Origin of the sequence: Pseudomonas sp. Sample_16 (assembly GCF_004307665.1) — a bacterium.
Lineage (GTDB): Bacteria > Pseudomonadota > Gammaproteobacteria > Pseudomonadales > Pseudomonadaceae > Aquipseudomonas.
In genome coordinates, this window is record NZ_RCOB01000041.1 from 1 (window position 1) to 17961 (window position 17961).

Sequence of the window (17961 nt, forward strand, 5' to 3'; positions counted from 1 at the left end):
GGTTTGAGCATCAGCTCAAGGACGGCATGCCCACTGATGATTTGTGGCAAACACACCCCTGTGGGGAGGGAGCTATTTGTGCCTGTGGCGAGGGAGCTTGCTCCCGTTCGGCTGCGCAGCAGTCGCAATCAGGTTGACGCGATCCTCCTGACAGCGCCGTGTTGCAGGGTTCGGGGCGGCTTCGCCACCCAGCGGGAGCAAGCTCCCTCGCCACAACAGCCCTTTCTTCTTCAAACTGCCCGGACTCGGGTTTGAGCATCCGATGCAACCGGATACAGGTGCACAGGGTGAAAATTATGCGCTGGCGCTTTATAGTGGCCGACCTCCGTTTCATCAAGTAGCCGAGCCCCATGTCCGAGCCACGCAAGATCCTCGTCACCAGCGCCCTGCCCTATGCCAATGGTTCGATCCACCTTGGCCATATGCTGGAATACATCCAGACCGATATGTGGGTGCGCTTCCAGAAGCACCGCGGCAACCAATGCATTTATGTCTGCGCTGACGACGCCCACGGTTCGGCGATCATGCTGCGCGCAGAAAAAGAAGGCATCACCCCGGAACAACTGATCGCCAATGTCCAGGCTGAACACAGCGCCGACTTTGCCGACTTCCTGGTGGACTTCGACAACTTCCACTCCACTCACGCCGAAGAAAACCGTGAGCTGTCGAGCCAGATCTACCTCAAGCTGCGCGACGCCGGGCACATTGCCCAACGCTCGATCACGCAGTACTTCGACCCGGAAAAGAAAATGTTCCTGGCCGATCGCTTCATCAAGGGCACCTGCCCGAAATGCGGCACCGAAGACCAGTACGGCGACAACTGCGAAAAATGCGGCGCCACCTACGCGCCGACCGACCTGAAGGATCCGAAGTCGGCGATCTCTGGCGCCACGCCGGTGCTCAAGGACTCCCAGCACTTCTTCTTCAAGCTGCCGGACTTCCAGGAAATGCTGCAAGCCTGGACCCGCAGCGGCACCCTGCAAGACGCCGTGGCGAACAAGATTGCCGAATGGCTGGATGCCGGCCTGCAGCAGTGGGACATTTCCCGCGATGCGCCGTATTTCGGTTTTGAAATCCCGGGCGAGCCGGGCAAGTACTTCTATGTGTGGCTGGACGCGCCAATCGGCTACATGGCGAGCTTCAAGAACCTGTGTAACCGCACGCCGGAGCTGGACTTCGATGCGTTCTGGGGCAAGGACTCCACCGCCGAGCTGTACCACTTCATCGGCAAGGACATCGTCAACTTCCACGCCCTGTTCTGGCCAGCCATGCTCGAAGGCGCCGGCTACCGCAAGCCGACCGGCATCAACGTGCACGGCTACCTGACCGTCAACGGCCAGAAAATGTCCAAGTCCCGTGGCACCTTCATCAAGGCCCGGACCTACCTGGATCACCTGTCGCCGGAATACCTGCGCTACTACTACGCGGCCAAACTGGGCCGTGGCGTCGACGACCTCGACCTGAACCTCGAAGACTTCGTGCAGAAGGTCAACTCCGACCTGGTCGGCAAAGTCGTCAACATCGCCAGCCGTTGCGCCGGTTTTATCCACAAGGGCAATGCCGGCCTGATGGTCGACACCAACGCTGCGCCAGAGTTGACCGAAGCCTTCCTGGCCGCCGCGCCAAGCATCGCCGACGCCTATGAAGCCCGCGATTTCGCCCGCGCCATGCGCGAGATCATGGGCCTGGCCGATCGCGCCAACGCCTGGATTGCCGACAAGGCACCGTGGTCGCTGAACAAACAGGAAGGCAAACAGGATGAAGTCCAGGCGATCTGCGCCACCGGCGTCAATCTGTTCCGCCAACTGGTGATCTTCCTCAAGCCTGTGCTGCCGTTGCTGGCCGCCGATGCCGAGGCGTTCCTCAACGTCGCACCGCTGACCTGGAACGACCACGCAACCTTGCTCGCCAACCATCAGTTGAACGAGTTCAAGCCGTTGATGACCCGGATCGACCCGGTGAAAGTGCAAGCCATGACCGACGCTTCGAAAGAAGACCTGACCGCCAGCCAGACCGACACCGGCGAAGCCGCACCTGCCGGCAACGGCGAACTGGCCAAAGACCCGCTGTCGCCAGAAATCGACTTCGACACCTTCGCCGCAGTCGATCTGCGCGTGGCGCTGATCGTCAAGGCCGAACACGTGGAAGGCGCCGACAAGCTGTTGCGCCTGACCCTTGATATCGGTGACGAGCAACGCAACGTGTTCTCCGGGATCAAGAGTGCCTACCCGGATCCGTCCAAGCTCGATGGTCGCCTGACCATGATGATCGCCAACCTCAAGCCACGGAAAATGAAGTTCGGCATCTCCGAAGGCATGGTGATGGCGGCCGGCCCTGGCGGTGAAGAAATCTACCTGCTCAGCCCGGACAGTGGCGCCAAGCCAGGTCAGCGCATCAAGTAGATTTTGCGCTGAATCGATCCCACAGTCGTGCCTGGCGCGGCTGTGGGATTTTCATGTCTGGCCCATACTATCCATCAGGTGTGGCTTCACCTACAGGGTTATCCGGCAGCGGATATGGACAATCATGACCGATACGCTTTTGACGCTCTTCAGTGCAGCCTTGATCAACAACCTCGTGTTGCACTGGCCGCTGGGCGTCGATCCGCTGTTGGGCAGCGAGCGCCGGCAGGTCCATGCGCTCGGCATCGCGACGACATGCCTGATGTTGATGGCAGGCGTAGTCGGCTATGCACTGTACCGCTGGCTACTGGTGCCACTGGATCTGGCAGCCCTGCGCCTGTTCGTCTTTCTGCCACTGAGCGTCCTGCTGATCGCCCCCCTGCTCAAACTGCTTGCGCGGTTGATGCCCAAGCTTTCGTTCGAAGGCCTGTGGTTGCTACTGGCAGGCAATGCCGGCGTCCTGGGAGTGACACTGTTCAATGTTCAGGACGACAACGGTCTTTTCCATGCCACGGCATTGAGCCTGGGATGCGGTCTGGGTTTCTGGCTGGTGCTGAGTCTTTTCAACGATTTGCGCCAGCGCACACTCGATAACGATGTTCCACTGCCCTTTCGCGGCTTGCCGATCGACCTGATCGGTGCCGGCTTGATAGCAGTGGCTTTTCTCGGATTCAGCGGACTGATCAAAACATGAGTCTGATTCAACGCATCGACGCCCTCCTGCCGCAAACTCAATGCGGCAAGTGCGGCCACCCAGGATGCAAACCTTACGCCGAGGGCATCGCCGCAGGCGAGCCGATCAACAAGTGCCCCCCGGGTGGCAGCGAAACCATCAATGCCCTGGCCCAACTGCTGAACGTGCCGGTATTGGAACTGGACGTCAGCCGAGGTTCAGCCCCGGCGCAGATCGCCTACATTCGCGAAGCCGAATGCATTGGCTGCACCAAGTGCATCCAGGCCTGCCCCGTCGATGCCATCGTCGGCGCGGCAAAACTGATGCACACGGTGATCATCGACGAATGCACCGGTTGCGATCTCTGCGTGGCGCCATGCCCGGTCGATTGCATCGAGATGCGTCCGCTGCCGATGGAGACCGTTGTGCCGATTGTCGGCGGTCTGGCATTCAGTCTTGACGATCAACGAGCCCGTGCCGAGAAGCGCAGTCATGCACGACGCCGGTTCGAACAGCGCAACGCCCGTTTGCAACGCGAAGAACAACAGAAGGCAGCCGAGCGCCAGGCTCGCTTGCAGCGAACGCCGCAGCCCGTTGAAGCCGCACTCGATCCAGTGCAAGCCGCCCTTGAACGCGTCCGCGCGCAAAAAACGGCGAATGCCGATGCGGCGCTGAAAAAAGCCAAGATCGACGTCGCGATGAGCCGGGCACAATTGCACAAGTCGCTGAAGGCTTTCGGCCATCCGCCCACCTTTGAACAGCAGTCGCAACTCGTCGTCCTGCAGCAGCAGTTCGAAGCAGCCGAACGTACGTTGACGCAACTGGAAAATGTCGCGCCGTCGGTCCCAGTGCCGCGTCCGGCAGCGGCGACAAACGATGCCGAGTTGAAACGGGCAAAAATCCAGCTGGCCATGCGCCGCGCCGAACTTAAAAAAGCCCAGACCAGCGAAGCCTCCGCCGAACAGATCGAAGCCCTGCAGCGTGCCCTCAACGAGGCCGAACGCCAGGTGGAAGCCTATGCCGTCTCTTGAGTCAGTTGACGATCGCTTGCAGCAGGCCATGAAACTGGTGCTGCTGGCCACCCTGCCCGGAGCACTGATGATGTTCTGGCTGTACGGTTGGGGCGTGTTGATCAATCTGATATTGGCCGGCATCGCTGCATTGTCGGTCGAAGCGGCCATGTTGCACCTGCGCAAGCGACCACTCGGGGCCAGCTTGAGCGACGGCAGCGCGTTGGTCAGCGCAACCCTGTTGGCGTTGGCCCTGCCACCCTATTGTCCGTGGTGGCTGACCGTCAGTGCCGCCGCGTTCGCGATGGTATTGGGCAAGCACTTGTATGGCGGTGTCGGATCGAACCCGTTCAATCCGGCGATGCTGGGTGTTGCTCTGGTGCTGGTGACATTCCCGCAACAGATGACCCATTGGCCGTCATCCCACGGCATGGACCTGTCGAGTGCTTTACAACAGGTGTTTGGCTTTGGACAGGCACCGGATGCGTGGGTCCGGGCCACGGCACTGGACAGTCTGCGGATCAACAAAAGCCTGACAATGGACGAACTGTTTTCGGCGAACCCGGCGTTTGGTCACTTCGGCGGCCGCGGTGTGGAGTGGGTGAACCTGGCATTCCTCGCCGGCGGCGCATTTTTGCTGCAACGTAAAGTGTTCAGTTGGCATGCGCCGGTCGGCATGCTGGCAAGTCTGTTCGTTATCAGTCTGTTGTGCTGGAACGGCTCGGGCTCTGACTCCCACGGTTCACCGCTGTTTCACCTGCTCACCGGTGCAACCATGTTGGGGGCATTCTTCATCGTTACGGAACCGGTATCTGGCGCCAAAAGCCCCATAGCCCGCCTGTTGTTTGGCGCCGGGGTCGGGCTGTTGACGTACCTGATTCGTACCTGGGGCGGCTACCCGGACGGCGTCGCCTTCGCCGTGCTTTTGATGAACCTCTGCGTTCCGGCGCTGGAGAGGTTTGCAATCGCTCGTCAGGAGCAGAGCGCATCATGAATCGTGCGTCGAGCGTTGCGATCCTGGTTTTACTGGGCGCGTTTGGCATAGGCCTGAGTTATCTCGCGCAGCTCAACAGTGCGCCGCGCATCGCCGCCGAGCAGCGCTTGATCGACAGTCGCAACCTGCTGGATCTGCTACCACCTGTCAGCTACGACAATCAGCCGCTGGAACAGCCGCTCACACTCCAGGACACCGCGTTGGGCAACAGTACCCTTATGGCCGGCTACCGAGCGACCAAGGCCGGTCAACCGTACGCTGTGTTGCTGCGCAGCCAGACCCTGGGTTACGCGGGCGCTATCGACCTGCTGATTGCCATTGACGCCAACGCAAGGCTGATCGGCGTCAAAACACTCAAACAAGCGGAAACCCCGGGGCTCGGCGCACGAATCGCCGACTGGCCCAACGCCTGGCTCCAATCGTTTACCGGCAAGTCTCGTTTTGATCCTGACGACAAGGGCTGGGCCTTGAAAAAGGATCTCGGGCAGTTCGATCAATTGGCGGGGGCGACCATTACCTCACGAGCAGTGATCAACGCCACCCACGACGCGCTGCGTTATTTTGATGAGCATCGGCAACAACTGCTCGGGAGCGCCGGCCATGAGTAAAACATCGTTGCTGCCGTGCTCATTGATGCTCGCACCGCTCATTGGCGTCACCGGCTCACTGGCGAGCGCATTGGGCCTGTGGTTGATGTTCGTTGTCGTGATCAGCGCGTTTGGCCTTGGCATGAACATCTTGCGACCACGCTTGCTCCCGGCAACGCATTTGTGGGCAAGCGTGCTGCTTTCGGCCACGCTCACCAGTTGCGCGGAACTCGGCGCACAAGTCTGGTCGTTGCAATGGCATCATCAAATAGGGATCTATGCGGCGCTGCTTGCTTTGCAATGTGTCGTGCTGGAACACAACGGATTCTTTCAGAGCACCTGGCGAGACCGCCTGCGCCTGTATGGGCTGTTCGGCGCCCTGATGGTCGGCCTCGGACTGCTGCGCGAATTCATTGGTTACGGGACACTGGGTCATCACTTGTCGTGGTTGGTCGCTGCAACGCACGCGCAATGGCAAGGCTGGGGACTGACCACCGACGGTGGCTTACGCCTGGCTACGCTGGCTCCAGGCGGTTTTATTCTCCTGGGTCTGCTGATCGCCGCATGGCAAGCCTGGCATCGCCCGACACCTTCACACTGACGCCCTCGAGGACACGCACTGCCCATGAATGCTGCAAAACGTCTGGAAATATTCCGCAGGCTGCATGAAGACAACCCGGAACCAAAGACCGAACTGGCCTACTCCTCACCGTTCGAATTGCTGATCGCCGTTATTCTTTCGGCGCAATCGACCGACGTTGGAGTCAACAAGGCCACGGCAAAACTGTTTCCGGTCGCCAACACCCCTGCGGCTATTCATGCGTTGGGCGTTGAAGGACTGTCCGAATACATCAAGACTATCGGCCTGTTCAACAGCAAGGCAAAAAACGTCATCGAGACATGTCGGTTGCTGGTCGAGCGCCATGCAGGTGAAGTGCCGCAGACCCGAGAGGAACTGGAAGCCCTGCCCGGGGTTGGCCGCAAGACTGCCAACGTCGTGCTCAATACCGCATTCCGGCAGCTGACCATGGCGGTGGACACCCACATTTTCCGGGTCAGCAACCGCACCGGCATTGCACCTGGCAAGAATGTCGTCGAGGTCGAGCACAAATTGATGAAGTTCGTGCCCAAACAGTACCTGCTCGACTCACATCACTGGTTGATCCTGCATGGGCGCTATGTATGCCTGGCCCGCAAGCCGCGTTGTGGCAGTTGTCGTATCGAAGACCTGTGTGAATACAAGCACAAGACCTCGGACGATTGAGGCTCTATTAGAATTACTGATTCATCGATTGAAAAAATCTTTTTTACCCGCCAGGAGATTGTCGATATAAGGAGCCCCAAAGGCCTTCTTAGCCTGGAGTAACTACATGAGCACTGGCAAAGAGCAATTGGACGTAGAAGACGACTTCATCCCCGTTGAGGCTGACGATGCCGAGCCGGTGGTGGAAGTAGCCAAAACCAACCTGAGCAAACGCCGCACCATCGACAATCTGCTGGAGGAGCGCCGACTGCAAAAGCAATTGGCCGATTACGATTTTGACTTATGACATCTAAAAGCCTCCCGAAACGGAGGCTTTTTGCTAAATGCTGAACCGTGACAAGTGCCCGCTTATCCGGTGTCGTCAACGCTGCGCAATCAGACAAGCCCATTGCGCTGAGCCAGCTCGATCAGGTCGACCAGAGAGCGCGCATTAAGCTTCAACAACAACCGCGTCTTGTAGGTACTGACGGTTTTGTTGCTGAGAAACATCCCATCGGCAATCTCCTTGTTGGTCTTGCCCCGAGCCAGCTGTTGTAGAACCATCATCTCCCGCCCCGACAGGCGATCCACCATATCGGCTTCGCTGGCGTTGCCCAAACTGGCACGCACGGTGTGCAATGCTTGATTGGGGAAGTAACTGTAACCGGACAGAACAGCCTTTATTGCACTGAGCAACTCCGTCAGGTCCTGTTGCTTGCAAACATATCCGGCAGCACCGGATTGCATGCATCGCATGGAGAAATGCCCAGGTGCCTGTGAAGTCAATATCAATACTTTCATCGGTAAGGCTGCCGAACTCAATCGTGCGATAACTTCCAGGCCATCGAGTTTTGGTATTCCAATATCCAGAATGACAATGTCCGGCATTTGTTCACGGGCAAGTTGTAATGCATCCACACCATTGTCTGTTTCAGCAACGACTTCGTAGCCATGACGTTCCATCAGCATACGTACCGCAAGACGAATGACGGGATGATCATCCACGATCAGCACTTTATTCATGGGCAAGTCCAATTTCGCTGTTCGAATTTTTAGAGCCCGCACAATAGCGTAGTCGTTTCCCCCATGGCATGCCGCGCCCCCCGGGCATCTACAGCGAAAGACATTCCCTACAAACATCGCGGATTAGTCTTACAAAAAACCCTCGAACTCCGCCTCTGGAAAACTGTATCCGCATTGTGCATGTGTTTTTTCAACGGTGGTTTTTTGTATCAATTCACAACAAACACAAACCTTTATCGACTCTATTTTTTTCCCGCCGAACACAATCTGCCCTTCCATTCCCCTCAACGCAACAGATACTTTTAGTGCCAAACACTGAAAAAGGAAAGATCGCACAGGAAGTTCCACTCACCCTTACAGAAAAATTCAAGAACTGAACAACCATTAAAACAATACAACCCACACCGAAACAAACAGGGTATATTTTTAAAAACCAGCAACGAACCTTTTTAAGGGACTACAGCCAATCAACCGCAATAAACCAACCACTGCAATACAACCCATAAAATTTCAATCCATTAGAGAATAGACAACCAATATGAGTACAACACATGAAAATTCCCAAAAAAAGAATCGCAAACCCCATTACCGTTATCGCCATATTCGCAACACTGTCTGAGACTTCAGCAGCAGTGATATTACCTTTACTGGATAACAGAGAAAGGGAGATCTATATTTGGTTCTTGATAAGCTTTCCCTTTTATTTGCTTCTTCTTTTCTTTGCGACACTCAACTTCAATTATCGATCGTTGTACGCGCCTTCGGACTATGAAAAGGGCGAGCATTTCATAGAAGCCCTTGGTGAAATGGATAACCGGGAAAATGAGGCAACAGATGTTCCGCCTGCATCTCGCTCTCCCAACGCACAATCCCCTCCCGACGACATCGACTCGCGGCAAACCGCAGGCGAACAACGTATTCGACTGTCTCAGCCAGCAAATAGCCTGCAGATCATCGATGCACGTCAACTCAACAAGACAATCGAATTCAGTGCCTTGTCCCAGGCCATAAAAAAGCCACGGGAAAAACACTGTCAGGCAGTTTTATTTATCGCGGATACAGAATCGGAAAAATGCCTCAAGGAAGGCGCACTCAACCTTTTAAAGCAGACAAGAAAACGCAGCAACGCTACTTTTTATGTTGTTTACAATTTATGTTCAAAGAGAGTGACAGTTCTTGAATCTTGCCACTGACGTACACCACACGACGGTGATGAAAGCGGAGGGAGGTACCCGACAACGTGATATTGAGATTTCAGATAAAAAACAGCATCTGCAAATTTGTGGCCTCCTCGATGAGGAGGCCACAAATTCATTTCCGACTCAAAGGTCTCAGAACAGCTTGCGACCCTTGTTGGCTGCAATGCGCATACGCAGGGCGTTAAGCTTGATGAAGCCTGCCGCGTCGGCCTGGTTGTAGGCGCCGCCATCTTCTTCAAAGGTAGCAATGTTGGCGTCGAACAGCGACTCATCGGACTTGCGGCCGGTGACGATGACATTGCCCTTGTACAGTTTCAGACGCACGACACCGTTCACGTGGGCCTGGGACGCATCGATCATCTGTTGCAGCATCAGACGCTCAGGGCTCCACCAGTAACCGGTGTAGATGAGGCTGGCGTACTTAGGCATCAACTCGTCTTTGAGGTGAGCGACTTCGCGGTCCAGGGTGATCGACTCGATCGCACGGTGGGCGCGCAGCATGATGGTGCCGCCAGGGGTTTCGTAGCAGCCACGGGACTTCATGCCCACGTAACGGTTCTCGACGATGTCGAGACGACCGATACCGTGTTCACCACCAATACGGTTCAACGTCGCCAGAACGGTGGCCGGAGTCATTTCGACGCCGTCCAGCGCAACGATGTCGCCGTTGCGGTAGGTCAGTTCCAGGTACTGCGGCTTGTCAGGAGCCTTTTCCGGGGAAACGGTCCAGCGCCACATGTCTTCTTCGTGTTCGGTCCAGGTGTCTTCCAGCACGCCGCCTTCATAAGAGATGTGCAGGAGGTTGGCATCCATCGAGTACGGCGATTTCTTCTTGCCGTGACGCTCGATCGGGATCGCGTGTTTTTCCGCGTAGTCCATCAGCTTCTCGCGGGACAGAAGGTCCCACTCGCGCCACGGAGCAATCACTTTTACGCCTGGCTTCAAAGCATAGGCGCCCAGTTCGAAACGAACCTGGTCGTTGCCTTTACCGGTGGCGCCGTGGGAAATGGCGTCAGCGCCGGTTTCGTTGGCGATTTCAATCAGTCGCTTGGCGATCAGCGGACGCGCGATGGAAGTACCCAGCAGGTACTCGCCTTCGTAAACGGTGTTGGCGCGGAACATCGGGAACACGAAATCGCGCACGAACTCTTCGCGCAGGTCGTCGATGTAGATTTCTTTGACGCCCATGGCCTGAGCCTTGGCGCGTGCAGGTTCAACCTCTTCGCCCTGACCCAGGTCAGCGGTGAAGGTCACCACTTCACAGTTATAAGTATCCTGCAGCCACTTGAGGATCACCGAAGTGTCCAGGCCGCCGGAATACGCCAGAACGACCTTGTTTACGTCCGCCATGCCATCACTCCACGGGGTTCTACGGAAAGCCGAGAAGTCTACCGCTCATGCAGGATAATTTACAGTGGCGCGACAGCTTATGACGACGAAGCGACAGATTATGTCGAGAGCGCGACGATGACCGTAGAGTCAGGAAGTCGCTGAAGTGGCCGGTTTCACGGCTTGAGGTGCCACCTGCTCGGGTGGTGCTCCCCGTTCCAGACGTATGGTCACACGACGATTTCTCGAACGATTGGCGTTGTTGATATTGGGCGCCAACGGATAGGCTTCGCCGTGAAAGCGCAGGGTGATCTGCGATTCCTGGATCCCGTTGGCCTTGAAGAACTCCATCACAGCCAAGGCTCGACGTCGTGACAGGTCGCGATTGGTCAGGCGGTTACCGCTGTTGTCGGAATGGCCGTCAAGTTCGATATGGTTAACCGTCGGATCAGCCTTCATGTACTCCAGCATCACCCGGAGCTTGGCTTTCGCTGCCGCATCCAGATCGATACCGCCACCGGGGAAACCCACTTCGGATTGTTTGACCTGATCGAAATTCTGCGGCAACAATTTGGCCACACAGCTTTGGTAATCGGCGAATGCCTTGTTGAACCTGACCGGCAACAAGCGTACTTCCGATACCCGACCATCCGCCGAAGAATGCCGTACCACAGGGCTGCGACCGTCAATCAGGCCGCTGATCAGCCGTCCGGCCTGCGCTTGTGAACTGTTGAACAGCACGTTGCCGCTGCCGATTCGAACGGAGCCGAGATTGATGTCACCGCGCCCCGGTTGCCACGGCGCAGCCGCCGCCAACAGTGTGGCCGAGCCTCCACCCAGCATCGCGTTATAGGCATTCAGACGAAACGTCGCCTGCTCGCCAGCGCGTCGCACGAATTGCCCTGAGCCGAAATCGGTGATCGGCTGGGTCAAGCGGCACTCGAACTTGTCACCTTCGACCGTCCACTCAATGCTCTCCAGACGAGTCTGGAAAGTGAGCGCCATCGCGGGAAGGCTGGCAAACACACTGAGCAAGGCTAAATAACGCTGGCGCACGGGAGGCTCCACTGGCTTCTACAACAAAAAGACCGACACACAGATGTTTACGGCATACCTGTTGGATATCGGAAGCTTCCTGCAAAACTTGATAGCGAGTGCCTGCAAGTGTCTTTTCCGGTAGCATTCCCCTCAGTTTGACCCGCCTGGAATCCCCTCATGTCCGACCGCCTGACCCTGCTGCGTCCCGACGACTGGCACATTCATCTTCGCGATGGTGCCGTGTTGACCAATACCGTTGCGGATGTCGCGCGCACCTTTGGTCGCGCCATCATCATGCCCAACCTGGTCCCTCCGGTCCGCAATGCGGCTGAAGCCGACGGCTATCGCCAGCGGATTCTCGCTGCCCGCCCGGCCGGCAGCCCGTTCGAACCGCTGATGGTCCTGTACCTCACCGATCGCACCCAGCCTGAAGAAATTCGCGAGGCCAAGGCCAGCGGTTTCGTTCACGCCGCCAAGTTGTACCCGGCCGGCGCGACCACCAACTCGGACTCTGGCGTCACCAGTATCGACAAGATTTTCCCGGCACTGGAGGCCATGGCCGAAGTCGGAATGCCTTTGTTGATCCACGGTGAGGTCACCCGCGGCGATGTCGATGTCTTCGACCGCGAAAAAATCTTCATCGATGAGCACATGCGCCGTGTAGTCGAGCGTTTCCCGACGCTCAAAGTGGTGTTCGAACACATCACCACCGCTGACGCCGTGCAGTTCGTCAACTCGGCCTCGGCCAACGTTGGCGCGACCATCACCGCGCATCACCTGCTGTACAACCGCAACCACATGCTGGTGGGCGGGATCCGGCCGCACTTCTATTGCTTGCCGATCCTCAAGCGCAACACCCATCAGGAAGCCCTGCTCGACGCCGCCACCAGTGGCAGCGAGAAATTCTTCCTCGGTACCGACTCGGCGCCCCACGCCCAGCATGCCAAGGAAGCCGCCTGCGGTTGCGCCGGTTGCTACACCGCTTATGCAGCGATCGAGATGTACGCCGAAGCGTTCGAACAACGCAATGCACTGGACAAGCTCGAAGCCTTCGCCAGCCTCAACGGCCCGCGTTTCTATGGCCTGCCGGCAAACACCGATCGCATCACCCTGGTCCGTGAAGAATGGACTGCCCCAACCAGCCTGCCGTTTGGCGAGCTGACCGTTATCCCGCTGCGCGCCGGTGAAAAACTGCGCTGGCGCCTGCTGGAGGAACACGCGTGAGTGAAGACCATTTCGACGACGAACAGGAAGGCCAAGGCGGTGGCGGTGGTTCCCGTCACCCGATGGCCGCACGGTTTCGTGGCTATCTGCCAGTTGTCGTCGACGTAGAAACCGGTGGTTTCAACTCGGCCACCGACGCCCTGCTGGAAATCGCCGCAACCACCATTGCCATGGATGAAAAGGGTTTTGTCTACCCGGATCACACCTACTTCTTCCGGGTCGAGCCTTTCGAAGGCGCGAACGTCGAAGCGGCAGCGCTGGAGTTCACCGGGATCAAGCTCGATCACCCTCTGCGCATGGCCGTGAGTGAAGAAACTGCCCTGAACGATATCTTCCGCGGCGTGCGCAAGGCGCTCAAGGCCAATGGCTGCAAGCGGGCGATTCTGGTCGGCCACAACAGCAGCTTCGACCTGGGCTTCCTCAACGCTGCGGTCGCGCGCCTGGACATGAAACGCAACCCGTTTCATCCATTCTCCAGCTTCGACACCGCGACCCTCGCCGGTCTGGCCTACGGTCAAACTGTGCTGGCCAAGGCTTGTCAGGCGGCGGATATCGACTTCGACGGTCGCGAGGCTCACTCGGCTCGCTATGACACCGAGAAAACCGCCGAACTGTTCTGCGGCATCGTCAATCGCTGGAAACAAATGGGTGGCTGGGAAGATTTCGACGACTGATAGCTCGCCGCCCCCCCATAAAAAAACCGGCCTCTAAGGCCGGTTTTTTTTTATCTGCTTTTTAAAGCTGGAGCGTGCGCCTTACAGTGCGGCAGCGTGCTCGGTCAGGTAAGCCGCAACGCCTTCTGGCGAAGCGTTCATGCCTTTGTCGCCTTTTTTCCAGTTGGCAGGGCAGACTTCGCCGTGCTCTTCGTGGAATTGCAGAGCGTCAACCAGACGGATCAGCTCTTCCATGTTACGGCCCAGCGGCAGGTCGTTGATGATCTGCGAACGGACAACGCCTTTGTCGTCGATCAGGAAAGCGCCACGGAACGCTACGCCGTCAGCGGACTGAACGTCGTAGGCCTTCATGATTTCCTGCTTGATGTCGGCAGCCATGGTGTAACGGACTTCGCCGATACCGCCATTATTGACCGGAGTGTTGCGCCAGGCGTTGTGGGTGAAGTGCGAATCGATCGAAACCGCGACCACTTCAACGTTGCGTGCCTTGAACTCAGACATGCGGTTGTCCAGAGCGATCAGCTCCGACGGGCAAACGAAGGTGAAGTCCAGTGGGTAGAAGAACACCAGGCCGTATTTGCCTTTGATGGCCGACGACAGGGTGAAGCTGTCTACGATTTCGCCATTGCCGAGTACGGCCGGTACGGTGAAGTCAGGGGCTTGTTTGCCTACGAGTACGCTCATTGGATATCTCCTGGTGTAGAAACGTGAATAACAAGGTTTGCGCCAGCCTGCCACTCTCAGGCGACAGCCCTGTGACACAAATCCGTTGCGCAAAGACCGGCCATCATACACTGCGTGTTTGGCCTGTCCTCAACGGTTTTTCCTGCTGGCGTAAAATTGCAGGAGCAAAATCAGCGCCTGCGCAGTGAAGAAAAACCGTTCGTCAGCCCTGGAGAAATGTTGCCTCAAAGCACTTTGACAATCATTCTCGTTAACATTAAGATCCATCGCATTCGAGCATAAACAAGCGACGGTCTTCTCTTATGTATGTTTGCCTCTGCACTGGTGTCACCGACGGTAAAATCCGCGATGCGATCTATGAAGGATGCTGCAGCTACAAAGAAGTCCGTTTAGCCACAGGCGTTGCCAGTCAATGTGGCAAATGTGCCTGCCTGGCCAAGGAAGTGGTCCGTGAAACCCTGATGGAACTGCAAACCGCGCAAGCTGCGATTCCTTTTCCCGCAGAATTTACCGCCGCCTGAATATCCCATTTCAAAGAACCGGACTGATGTCCGGTTTTTTTATGCCTGAAAATCAACCAGTTAGATGCTAGACGCGGAACACAAACATTCTTATTCCGATTAATTTTCATATATTATTCAATAACTTAGGTTTGACACTCTTAGTTGTGCGGCTCAAACTCTGCCTTATAGACAGCTAATAAAGGGCAGGACCCCATCATGAAAGGCGACATTACAGTCATCCAGCATCTCAACAAGATCCTTGCCAATGAGCTGGTCGCGATCAACCAATACTTCCTGCATGCACGGATGTATGAGGATTGGGGTCTGAACAAACTCGGCAAACACGAGTATCACGAATCCATCGATGAGATGAAGCACGCGGACAAGCTGATCAAGCGCATCCTGTTCCTCGAGGGCCTGCCGAACGTGCAGGACCTGGGCAAGCTGCACATCGGCGAGCACACCAAGGAAATGCTTGAGTGCGACCTGCGTATCGAGAAAACCGGTCACGCCGATCTGAAAGCCGCCATCGCGCATTGCGAGAAAGTCGGCGACTTCGGTAGCCGTGAACTGCTTGAAGACATCCTTGAGTCCGAAGAAGAACATATCGACTGGCTGGAAACCCAACTGGGCCTGATCGACAAGATTGGTCTGGAGAACTATCTGCAATCGCAGATGGGCGAAGACGAGTAAGTTCGACGCGATTAATTGCTATGCAATAAAAAGCCCCGTTCTCTTTTGAAGAAGCGGGGCTTTTTTGTTCTTGCTCGTTGCAGGAGCTGAGCTTGCTCCTACAAAGATACGAGATCAGGCTTCGCTTTTTGGAGCAGCAGCCTTGGCAGCTGCATCCTTGATCAGCGCCTGCAGCGAGCCGTCGGCGGACATCTCGGTCATGATGTCGCTACCGCCGACCAGCTCACCAGCAACCCACAGCTGCGGGAAGGTTGGCCAGTTGGCGTATTTTGGCAGGTTGGCGCGGATTTCCGGGTTCTGCAGGATGTCCACGTACGCAAACTTTTCGCCACATGCCATCACGGCCTGCGCGGCTTTAGCGGAGAAGCCGCACTGCGGGGCATTCGGCGAGCCTTTCATGTAAAGCAGAATGGTGTTGTTGGCAATCTGCTCTTTAATCGTTTCGATGATATCCATGGAGCACCTCGGCTGAACTTTCCGACTCATGGGTCGGCACGGTGGCGCATTGTAACGGAAAGCCGAGCGCCCTGCTCGGTCTCTCCGTCAGATACGATCAGGCCGCTGCCACGGTCACCGGGACGCCATTGAGCGCCGCATTTCCGGACAATTCATCGAGCTGACATTCGTCAGTCAGGTCGTTGGCACTGGAGCCCGGCTGGCCACTGGCAATCGTCATTTGCACGCCTGGGCGCGCATGGCCCCAACCGTGCGGAAGACTGACCACGCCTTTCATCATATCCAGACTGCCGAGCACCTCCACTTCAATTACCCCGACCCGTGAACTGACCCGCACACGCTGCCCGTCACTCAAGCCCCGACTGGCCAAATCATCGGGGTGCATCAGCAACTGATGGCGCGGCTTGCCCTTCACCAGACGATGATAGTTGTGCATCCACGAGTTATTGCTGCGCACATGGCGACGGCCGATCATCAGCAACTCATCGGCTGCCGGGGCCTGGAGTGCGCAAAAGCGCGCCAGATCAGCAAGGATCGCGGCAGGTGCGGCCTGAATCCGTTGGTTGGCGGTTTTCAGACGCGACGCCAGGTTTGGCTTGAGCGCCCCCAGATCAACGCCATGGGGATGGTCGAACAATGTCGCCAAGGACAGTTTTTGCTCTGACGCATCGCCGTACAGGCCCATGCGCAGACCACGATCGATCATCTGCGCCGGAGCGATGGTGGGTTTGAGCTCCTTGCCGGTCTTCGCGGCGAATGCCTGGGCCAATCCGACGAAAATCTCCCAGTCATGCAGCGCACCTTCGGGTTTGGGCAGAATTGCACGATTGAACCGGCTGACATTGCGCACGGCGAACATGTTGAAGGTCGTGTCGTAGTGATCGTTTTCGAGCGCCGAGGTGGACGGCAGGATCAGGTCGGCGTATCGCGTGGTTTCATTGATGTACAAGTCGACACTGACCATGAACTCCAGTCCATCCAGCGCTTGTTCCAGCTGTCGGCCATTGGGCGTCGACAACACTGGATTGCCCGCCACGGTAATCAGCGCGCGGACCTGCCCTTCGCCCTCGGTGAACATTTCTTCGGCCAGCGCTGATACCGGCAGCTCCCCGGCGTACTCCGGACGCCCGGACACCCGGCTCTGCCACAGATTGAAATGCCCACCCGAAGTAGAGGCCACCAGGTCGATCGCCGGCTCGGTGCACAAGGCGCCGCCAACACGATCGAGATTACCGGTCACCAGGTTGATCAACTGCACCAGCCAGTGGCAAAGCGTGCCGAACGCCTGGGTCGAGACGCCCATGCGACCGTAGCAAACCGCGCTTGGCGCAGCGGCAAAGTCCCGCGCCAGTTGGCGGATCTGCTCGGCTGGCACCGCGCAAAGCGGGCTCATGGCTTCGGCGGTGAATGTCGCGATTGCCTCGCGAACGTCATCCAGACCGTCAACAGGCAAGTGACTGTCACGGACCAGTCCTTCAGCGAACAACGTATTGAGCAGGCCGAACAACAGCGCCGCGTCGCCGCCAGGACGCACGAACAGATGCTGGTCGGCGATCGCCGCCGTTTCACTGCGTCGAGGATCGACCACGACCACTTTGCCGCCTCTTGCTTGAATGGCTTTCAAGCGCTTTTCCACATCCGGCACGGTCATGATGCTGCCGTTGGAGGCCAGCGGATTACCCCCGAGGATCAGCATGAAGTCGGTGTGATCGATGTCTGGAATCGGCAGCAACAAACCGTGGCCGTACATCAAATGGCTGGTCAAATGATGGGGCAACTGGTCAACCGACGTTGCTGAAAACCGGTTACGGGTTTTCAGCAAGCCGAGAAAGTAATTGCTGTGGGTCATCAACCCATAATTGTGCACGCTGGGGTTGCCTTGATAGACCGCCACTGCGTTTTGTCCGTGACGTTCCTGGATTGCCGCCAGCCGCTCGGCGACAAGTTTGAAGGCGTCTTCCCACTCGATGGGCTGCCATTCGCTGCCCATCCGTCGCATCGGTTTATGCAGGCGATCAGGATCGTTCTGAATATCCTGCAGGGCGACAGCCTTGGGGCAAATATGCCCACGGCTGAACGTATCCAGAGGGTCACCCTTGATCGAGGTGATCTGCAGGTTGCCGGCGTCGGCCTCGGTGGTTTCGATGGTCAGGCCGCAGATGGCTTCACACAGGTGGCAGGCACGGTGATGGAGAGTCTTGGTCATGGCCAGTCTCTGTCTTGTTCTGA

General features: G+C 57.1%; 19 protein-coding genes. 13 read left to right on the plus strand and 6 right to left on the minus strand.

The genetic code is table 11. The features are described 5' to 3' along the window. The first annotated feature begins 350 nt into the window (after nucleotides 1-350). The 8 genes from metG (at nucleotide 351) to D8U69_RS05495 (ending at nucleotide 7216) form a co-directional block, all read left to right on the plus strand. Nucleotides 351-2402 (plus strand): methionine--tRNA ligase, encoded by a 2052-nt coding sequence (gene metG / locus D8U69_RS05460; RefSeq protein WP_056853590.1) that lies wholly within the window; start codon nucleotides 351-353, stop codon nucleotides 2400-2402. 124 nt (nucleotides 2403-2526) lie between these two features. Continuing rightward, nucleotides 2527-3096 carry an Rnf-Nqr domain containing protein gene (locus D8U69_RS05465; RefSeq protein ID WP_130906859.1) on the plus strand — a complete coding sequence of 190 codons (570 nt, stop codon included), beginning with the start codon at nucleotides 2527-2529 and terminating at the stop codon, nucleotides 3094-3096. Next, nucleotides 3093-4106, plus strand: coding sequence for an electron transport complex subunit RsxB (gene rsxB / locus D8U69_RS05470; protein ID WP_130906860.1), 1014 nt, complete (start codon nucleotides 3093-3095; stop codon nucleotides 4104-4106). The genes D8U69_RS05465 and rsxB overlap by 4 nt, the downstream gene beginning before the upstream one ends. Next, the gene (locus D8U69_RS05475; protein WP_130906861.1) at nucleotides 4093-5079 is read left to right on the plus strand and encodes an RnfABCDGE type electron transport complex subunit D; all 987 of its coding nucleotides are present in this window, start codon (nucleotides 4093-4095) and stop codon (nucleotides 5077-5079) included. Before rsxB ends, D8U69_RS05475 begins: the two co-directional genes overlap by 14 nt. Continuing rightward, on the plus strand, nucleotides 5076-5687 hold the full coding sequence (locus D8U69_RS05480; protein WP_130906862.1) for an RnfABCDGE type electron transport complex subunit G: 612 nt from the start codon (nucleotides 5076-5078) through the stop codon (nucleotides 5685-5687). The genes D8U69_RS05475 and D8U69_RS05480 overlap by 4 nt, the downstream gene beginning before the upstream one ends. Continuing rightward, entirely contained in the window at nucleotides 5680-6267 is a 588-nt protein-coding gene (locus tag D8U69_RS05485; RefSeq protein ID WP_056853595.1) for an Rnf-Nqr domain containing protein, read from the plus strand. Before D8U69_RS05480 ends, D8U69_RS05485 begins: the two co-directional genes overlap by 8 nt. Before the next feature lie 24 nt (nucleotides 6268-6291). Continuing rightward, nucleotides 6292-6930 carry an endonuclease III gene (gene nth, locus D8U69_RS05490; RefSeq protein WP_056853596.1) on the plus strand — a complete coding sequence of 213 codons (639 nt, stop codon included), beginning with the start codon at nucleotides 6292-6294 and terminating at the stop codon, nucleotides 6928-6930. A gap of 106 nt (nucleotides 6931-7036) precedes the next feature. Beyond that, on the plus strand, nucleotides 7037-7216 hold the full coding sequence (locus D8U69_RS05495) for a hypothetical protein (protein WP_056853597.1): 180 nt from the start codon (nucleotides 7037-7039) through the stop codon (nucleotides 7214-7216). Between the two features lie 89 nt (nucleotides 7217-7305). Here D8U69_RS05495 and D8U69_RS05500 read toward each other — a convergent pair whose 3' ends face one another. Continuing rightward, on the minus strand, nucleotides 7306-7932 hold the full coding sequence (locus D8U69_RS05500) for a response regulator transcription factor (RefSeq protein ID WP_056853598.1): 627 nt from the start codon (nucleotides 7930-7932) through the stop codon (nucleotides 7306-7308). 551 nt (nucleotides 7933-8483) lie between these two features. On the opposite strand from D8U69_RS05500, the gene D8U69_RS05505 reads away from it, so the two are divergent. Beyond that, nucleotides 8484-9125, plus strand: coding sequence for a hypothetical protein (locus D8U69_RS05505; protein ID WP_056853599.1), 642 nt, complete (start codon nucleotides 8484-8486; stop codon nucleotides 9123-9125). Between the two features lie 138 nt (nucleotides 9126-9263). On the opposite strand, the gene D8U69_RS05510 is transcribed toward D8U69_RS05505, so the two are convergent. Beyond that, complete coding sequence (locus tag D8U69_RS05510) at nucleotides 9264-10481, minus strand: argininosuccinate synthase (RefSeq protein WP_020799894.1); 1218 nt, start codon at nucleotides 10479-10481, stop codon at nucleotides 9264-9266. Between the two features lie 129 nt (nucleotides 10482-10610). After that, a complete protein-coding gene (locus D8U69_RS05515; protein WP_130906863.1) occupies nucleotides 10611-11516 on the minus strand; it encodes an OmpA family protein in 906 nt (301 codons plus the stop codon). A gap of 159 nt (nucleotides 11517-11675) precedes the next feature. Between D8U69_RS05515 and pyrC the strand changes: the two genes are divergently transcribed. Both pyrC and rnt read left to right on the plus strand, forming a co-directional pair. Beyond that, nucleotides 11676-12722 carry a dihydroorotase gene (gene pyrC / locus D8U69_RS05520; RefSeq protein WP_020799892.1) on the plus strand — a complete coding sequence of 349 codons (1047 nt, stop codon included), beginning with the start codon at nucleotides 11676-11678 and terminating at the stop codon, nucleotides 12720-12722. Then, entirely contained in the window at nucleotides 12719-13396 is a 678-nt protein-coding gene (rnt, locus tag D8U69_RS05525; protein WP_056853601.1) for a ribonuclease T, read from the plus strand. Before pyrC ends, rnt begins: the two co-directional genes overlap by 4 nt. A gap of 81 nt (nucleotides 13397-13477) precedes the next feature. Here the strand turns inward: rnt and D8U69_RS05530 are convergent, their stop codons facing one another. Beyond that, nucleotides 13478-14080, minus strand: coding sequence for a peroxiredoxin C (locus D8U69_RS05530; RefSeq protein ID WP_130906864.1), 603 nt, complete (start codon nucleotides 14078-14080; stop codon nucleotides 13478-13480). Nucleotides 14081-14382: 302 nt separating this feature from the next. Here D8U69_RS05530 and D8U69_RS05535 point away from each other — a divergent pair, with 302 nt between their 5' ends. Then, nucleotides 14383-14601 carry a bacterioferritin-associated ferredoxin gene (locus tag D8U69_RS05535; protein ID WP_056853602.1) on the plus strand — a complete coding sequence of 73 codons (219 nt, stop codon included), beginning with the start codon at nucleotides 14383-14385 and terminating at the stop codon, nucleotides 14599-14601. Nucleotides 14602-14799: 198 nt separating this feature from the next. Continuing rightward, nucleotides 14800-15276 (plus strand): bacterioferritin, encoded by a 477-nt coding sequence (gene bfr, locus D8U69_RS05540; protein WP_056853603.1) that lies wholly within the window; start codon nucleotides 14800-14802, stop codon nucleotides 15274-15276. A 114-nt stretch (nucleotides 15277-15390) separates the two neighbouring features. Here bfr and grxD read toward each other — a convergent pair whose 3' ends face one another. Further along, nucleotides 15391-15732: a Grx4 family monothiol glutaredoxin gene (gene grxD, locus D8U69_RS05545; RefSeq protein WP_056853604.1), complete on the minus strand. Its 342-nt coding sequence runs from the start codon at nucleotides 15730-15732 to the stop codon at nucleotides 15391-15393. A 97-nt stretch (nucleotides 15733-15829) separates the two neighbouring features. Beyond that, nucleotides 15830-17938 (minus strand): molybdopterin oxidoreductase family protein, encoded by a 2109-nt coding sequence (locus D8U69_RS05550; protein WP_130906865.1) that lies wholly within the window; start codon nucleotides 17936-17938, stop codon nucleotides 15830-15832. Between the last annotated feature and the right edge of the window lie 23 nt (nucleotides 17939-17961).

Coding starts and splice junctions, on each gene's coding strand:
- metG (WP_056853590.1), top strand. CDS start 351: ATGTCCGAGCCACGCAAGATCCTCGTCACCAGCGCCCTGCCCTATGCC.
- D8U69_RS05465 (WP_130906859.1), top strand. CDS start 2,527: ATGACCGATACGCTTTTGACGCTCTTCAGTGCAGCCTTGATCAACAAC.
- rsxB (WP_130906860.1), top strand. CDS start 3,093: ATGAGTCTGATTCAACGCATCGACGCCCTCCTGCCGCAAACTCAATGC.
- D8U69_RS05475 (WP_130906861.1), top strand. CDS start 4,093: ATGCCGTCTCTTGAGTCAGTTGACGATCGCTTGCAGCAGGCCATGAAA.
- D8U69_RS05480 (WP_130906862.1), top strand. CDS start 5,076: ATGAATCGTGCGTCGAGCGTTGCGATCCTGGTTTTACTGGGCGCGTTT.
- D8U69_RS05485 (WP_056853595.1), top strand. CDS start 5,680: ATGAGTAAAACATCGTTGCTGCCGTGCTCATTGATGCTCGCACCGCTC.
- nth (WP_056853596.1), top strand. CDS start 6,292: ATGAATGCTGCAAAACGTCTGGAAATATTCCGCAGGCTGCATGAAGAC.
- D8U69_RS05495 (WP_056853597.1), top strand. CDS start 7,037: ATGAGCACTGGCAAAGAGCAATTGGACGTAGAAGACGACTTCATCCCC.
- D8U69_RS05500 (WP_056853598.1), bottom strand. CDS start 7,932: ATGAATAAAGTGCTGATCGTGGATGATCATCCCGTCATTCGTCTTGCG.
- D8U69_RS05505 (WP_056853599.1), top strand. CDS start 8,484: ATGAAAATTCCCAAAAAAAGAATCGCAAACCCCATTACCGTTATCGCC.
- D8U69_RS05510 (WP_020799894.1), bottom strand. CDS start 10,481: ATGGCGGACGTAAACAAGGTCGTTCTGGCGTATTCCGGCGGCCTGGAC.
- pyrC (WP_020799892.1), top strand. CDS start 11,676: ATGTCCGACCGCCTGACCCTGCTGCGTCCCGACGACTGGCACATTCAT.
- D8U69_RS05530 (WP_130906864.1), bottom strand. CDS start 14,080: ATGAGCGTACTCGTAGGCAAACAAGCCCCTGACTTCACCGTACCGGCC.
- D8U69_RS05535 (WP_056853602.1), top strand. CDS start 14,383: ATGTATGTTTGCCTCTGCACTGGTGTCACCGACGGTAAAATCCGCGAT.
- bfr (WP_056853603.1), top strand. CDS start 14,800: ATGAAAGGCGACATTACAGTCATCCAGCATCTCAACAAGATCCTTGCC.
- grxD (WP_056853604.1), bottom strand. CDS start 15,732: ATGGATATCATCGAAACGATTAAAGAGCAGATTGCCAACAACACCATT.
- D8U69_RS05550 (WP_130906865.1), bottom strand. CDS start 17,938: ATGACCAAGACTCTCCATCACCGTGCCTGCCACCTGTGTGAAGCCATC.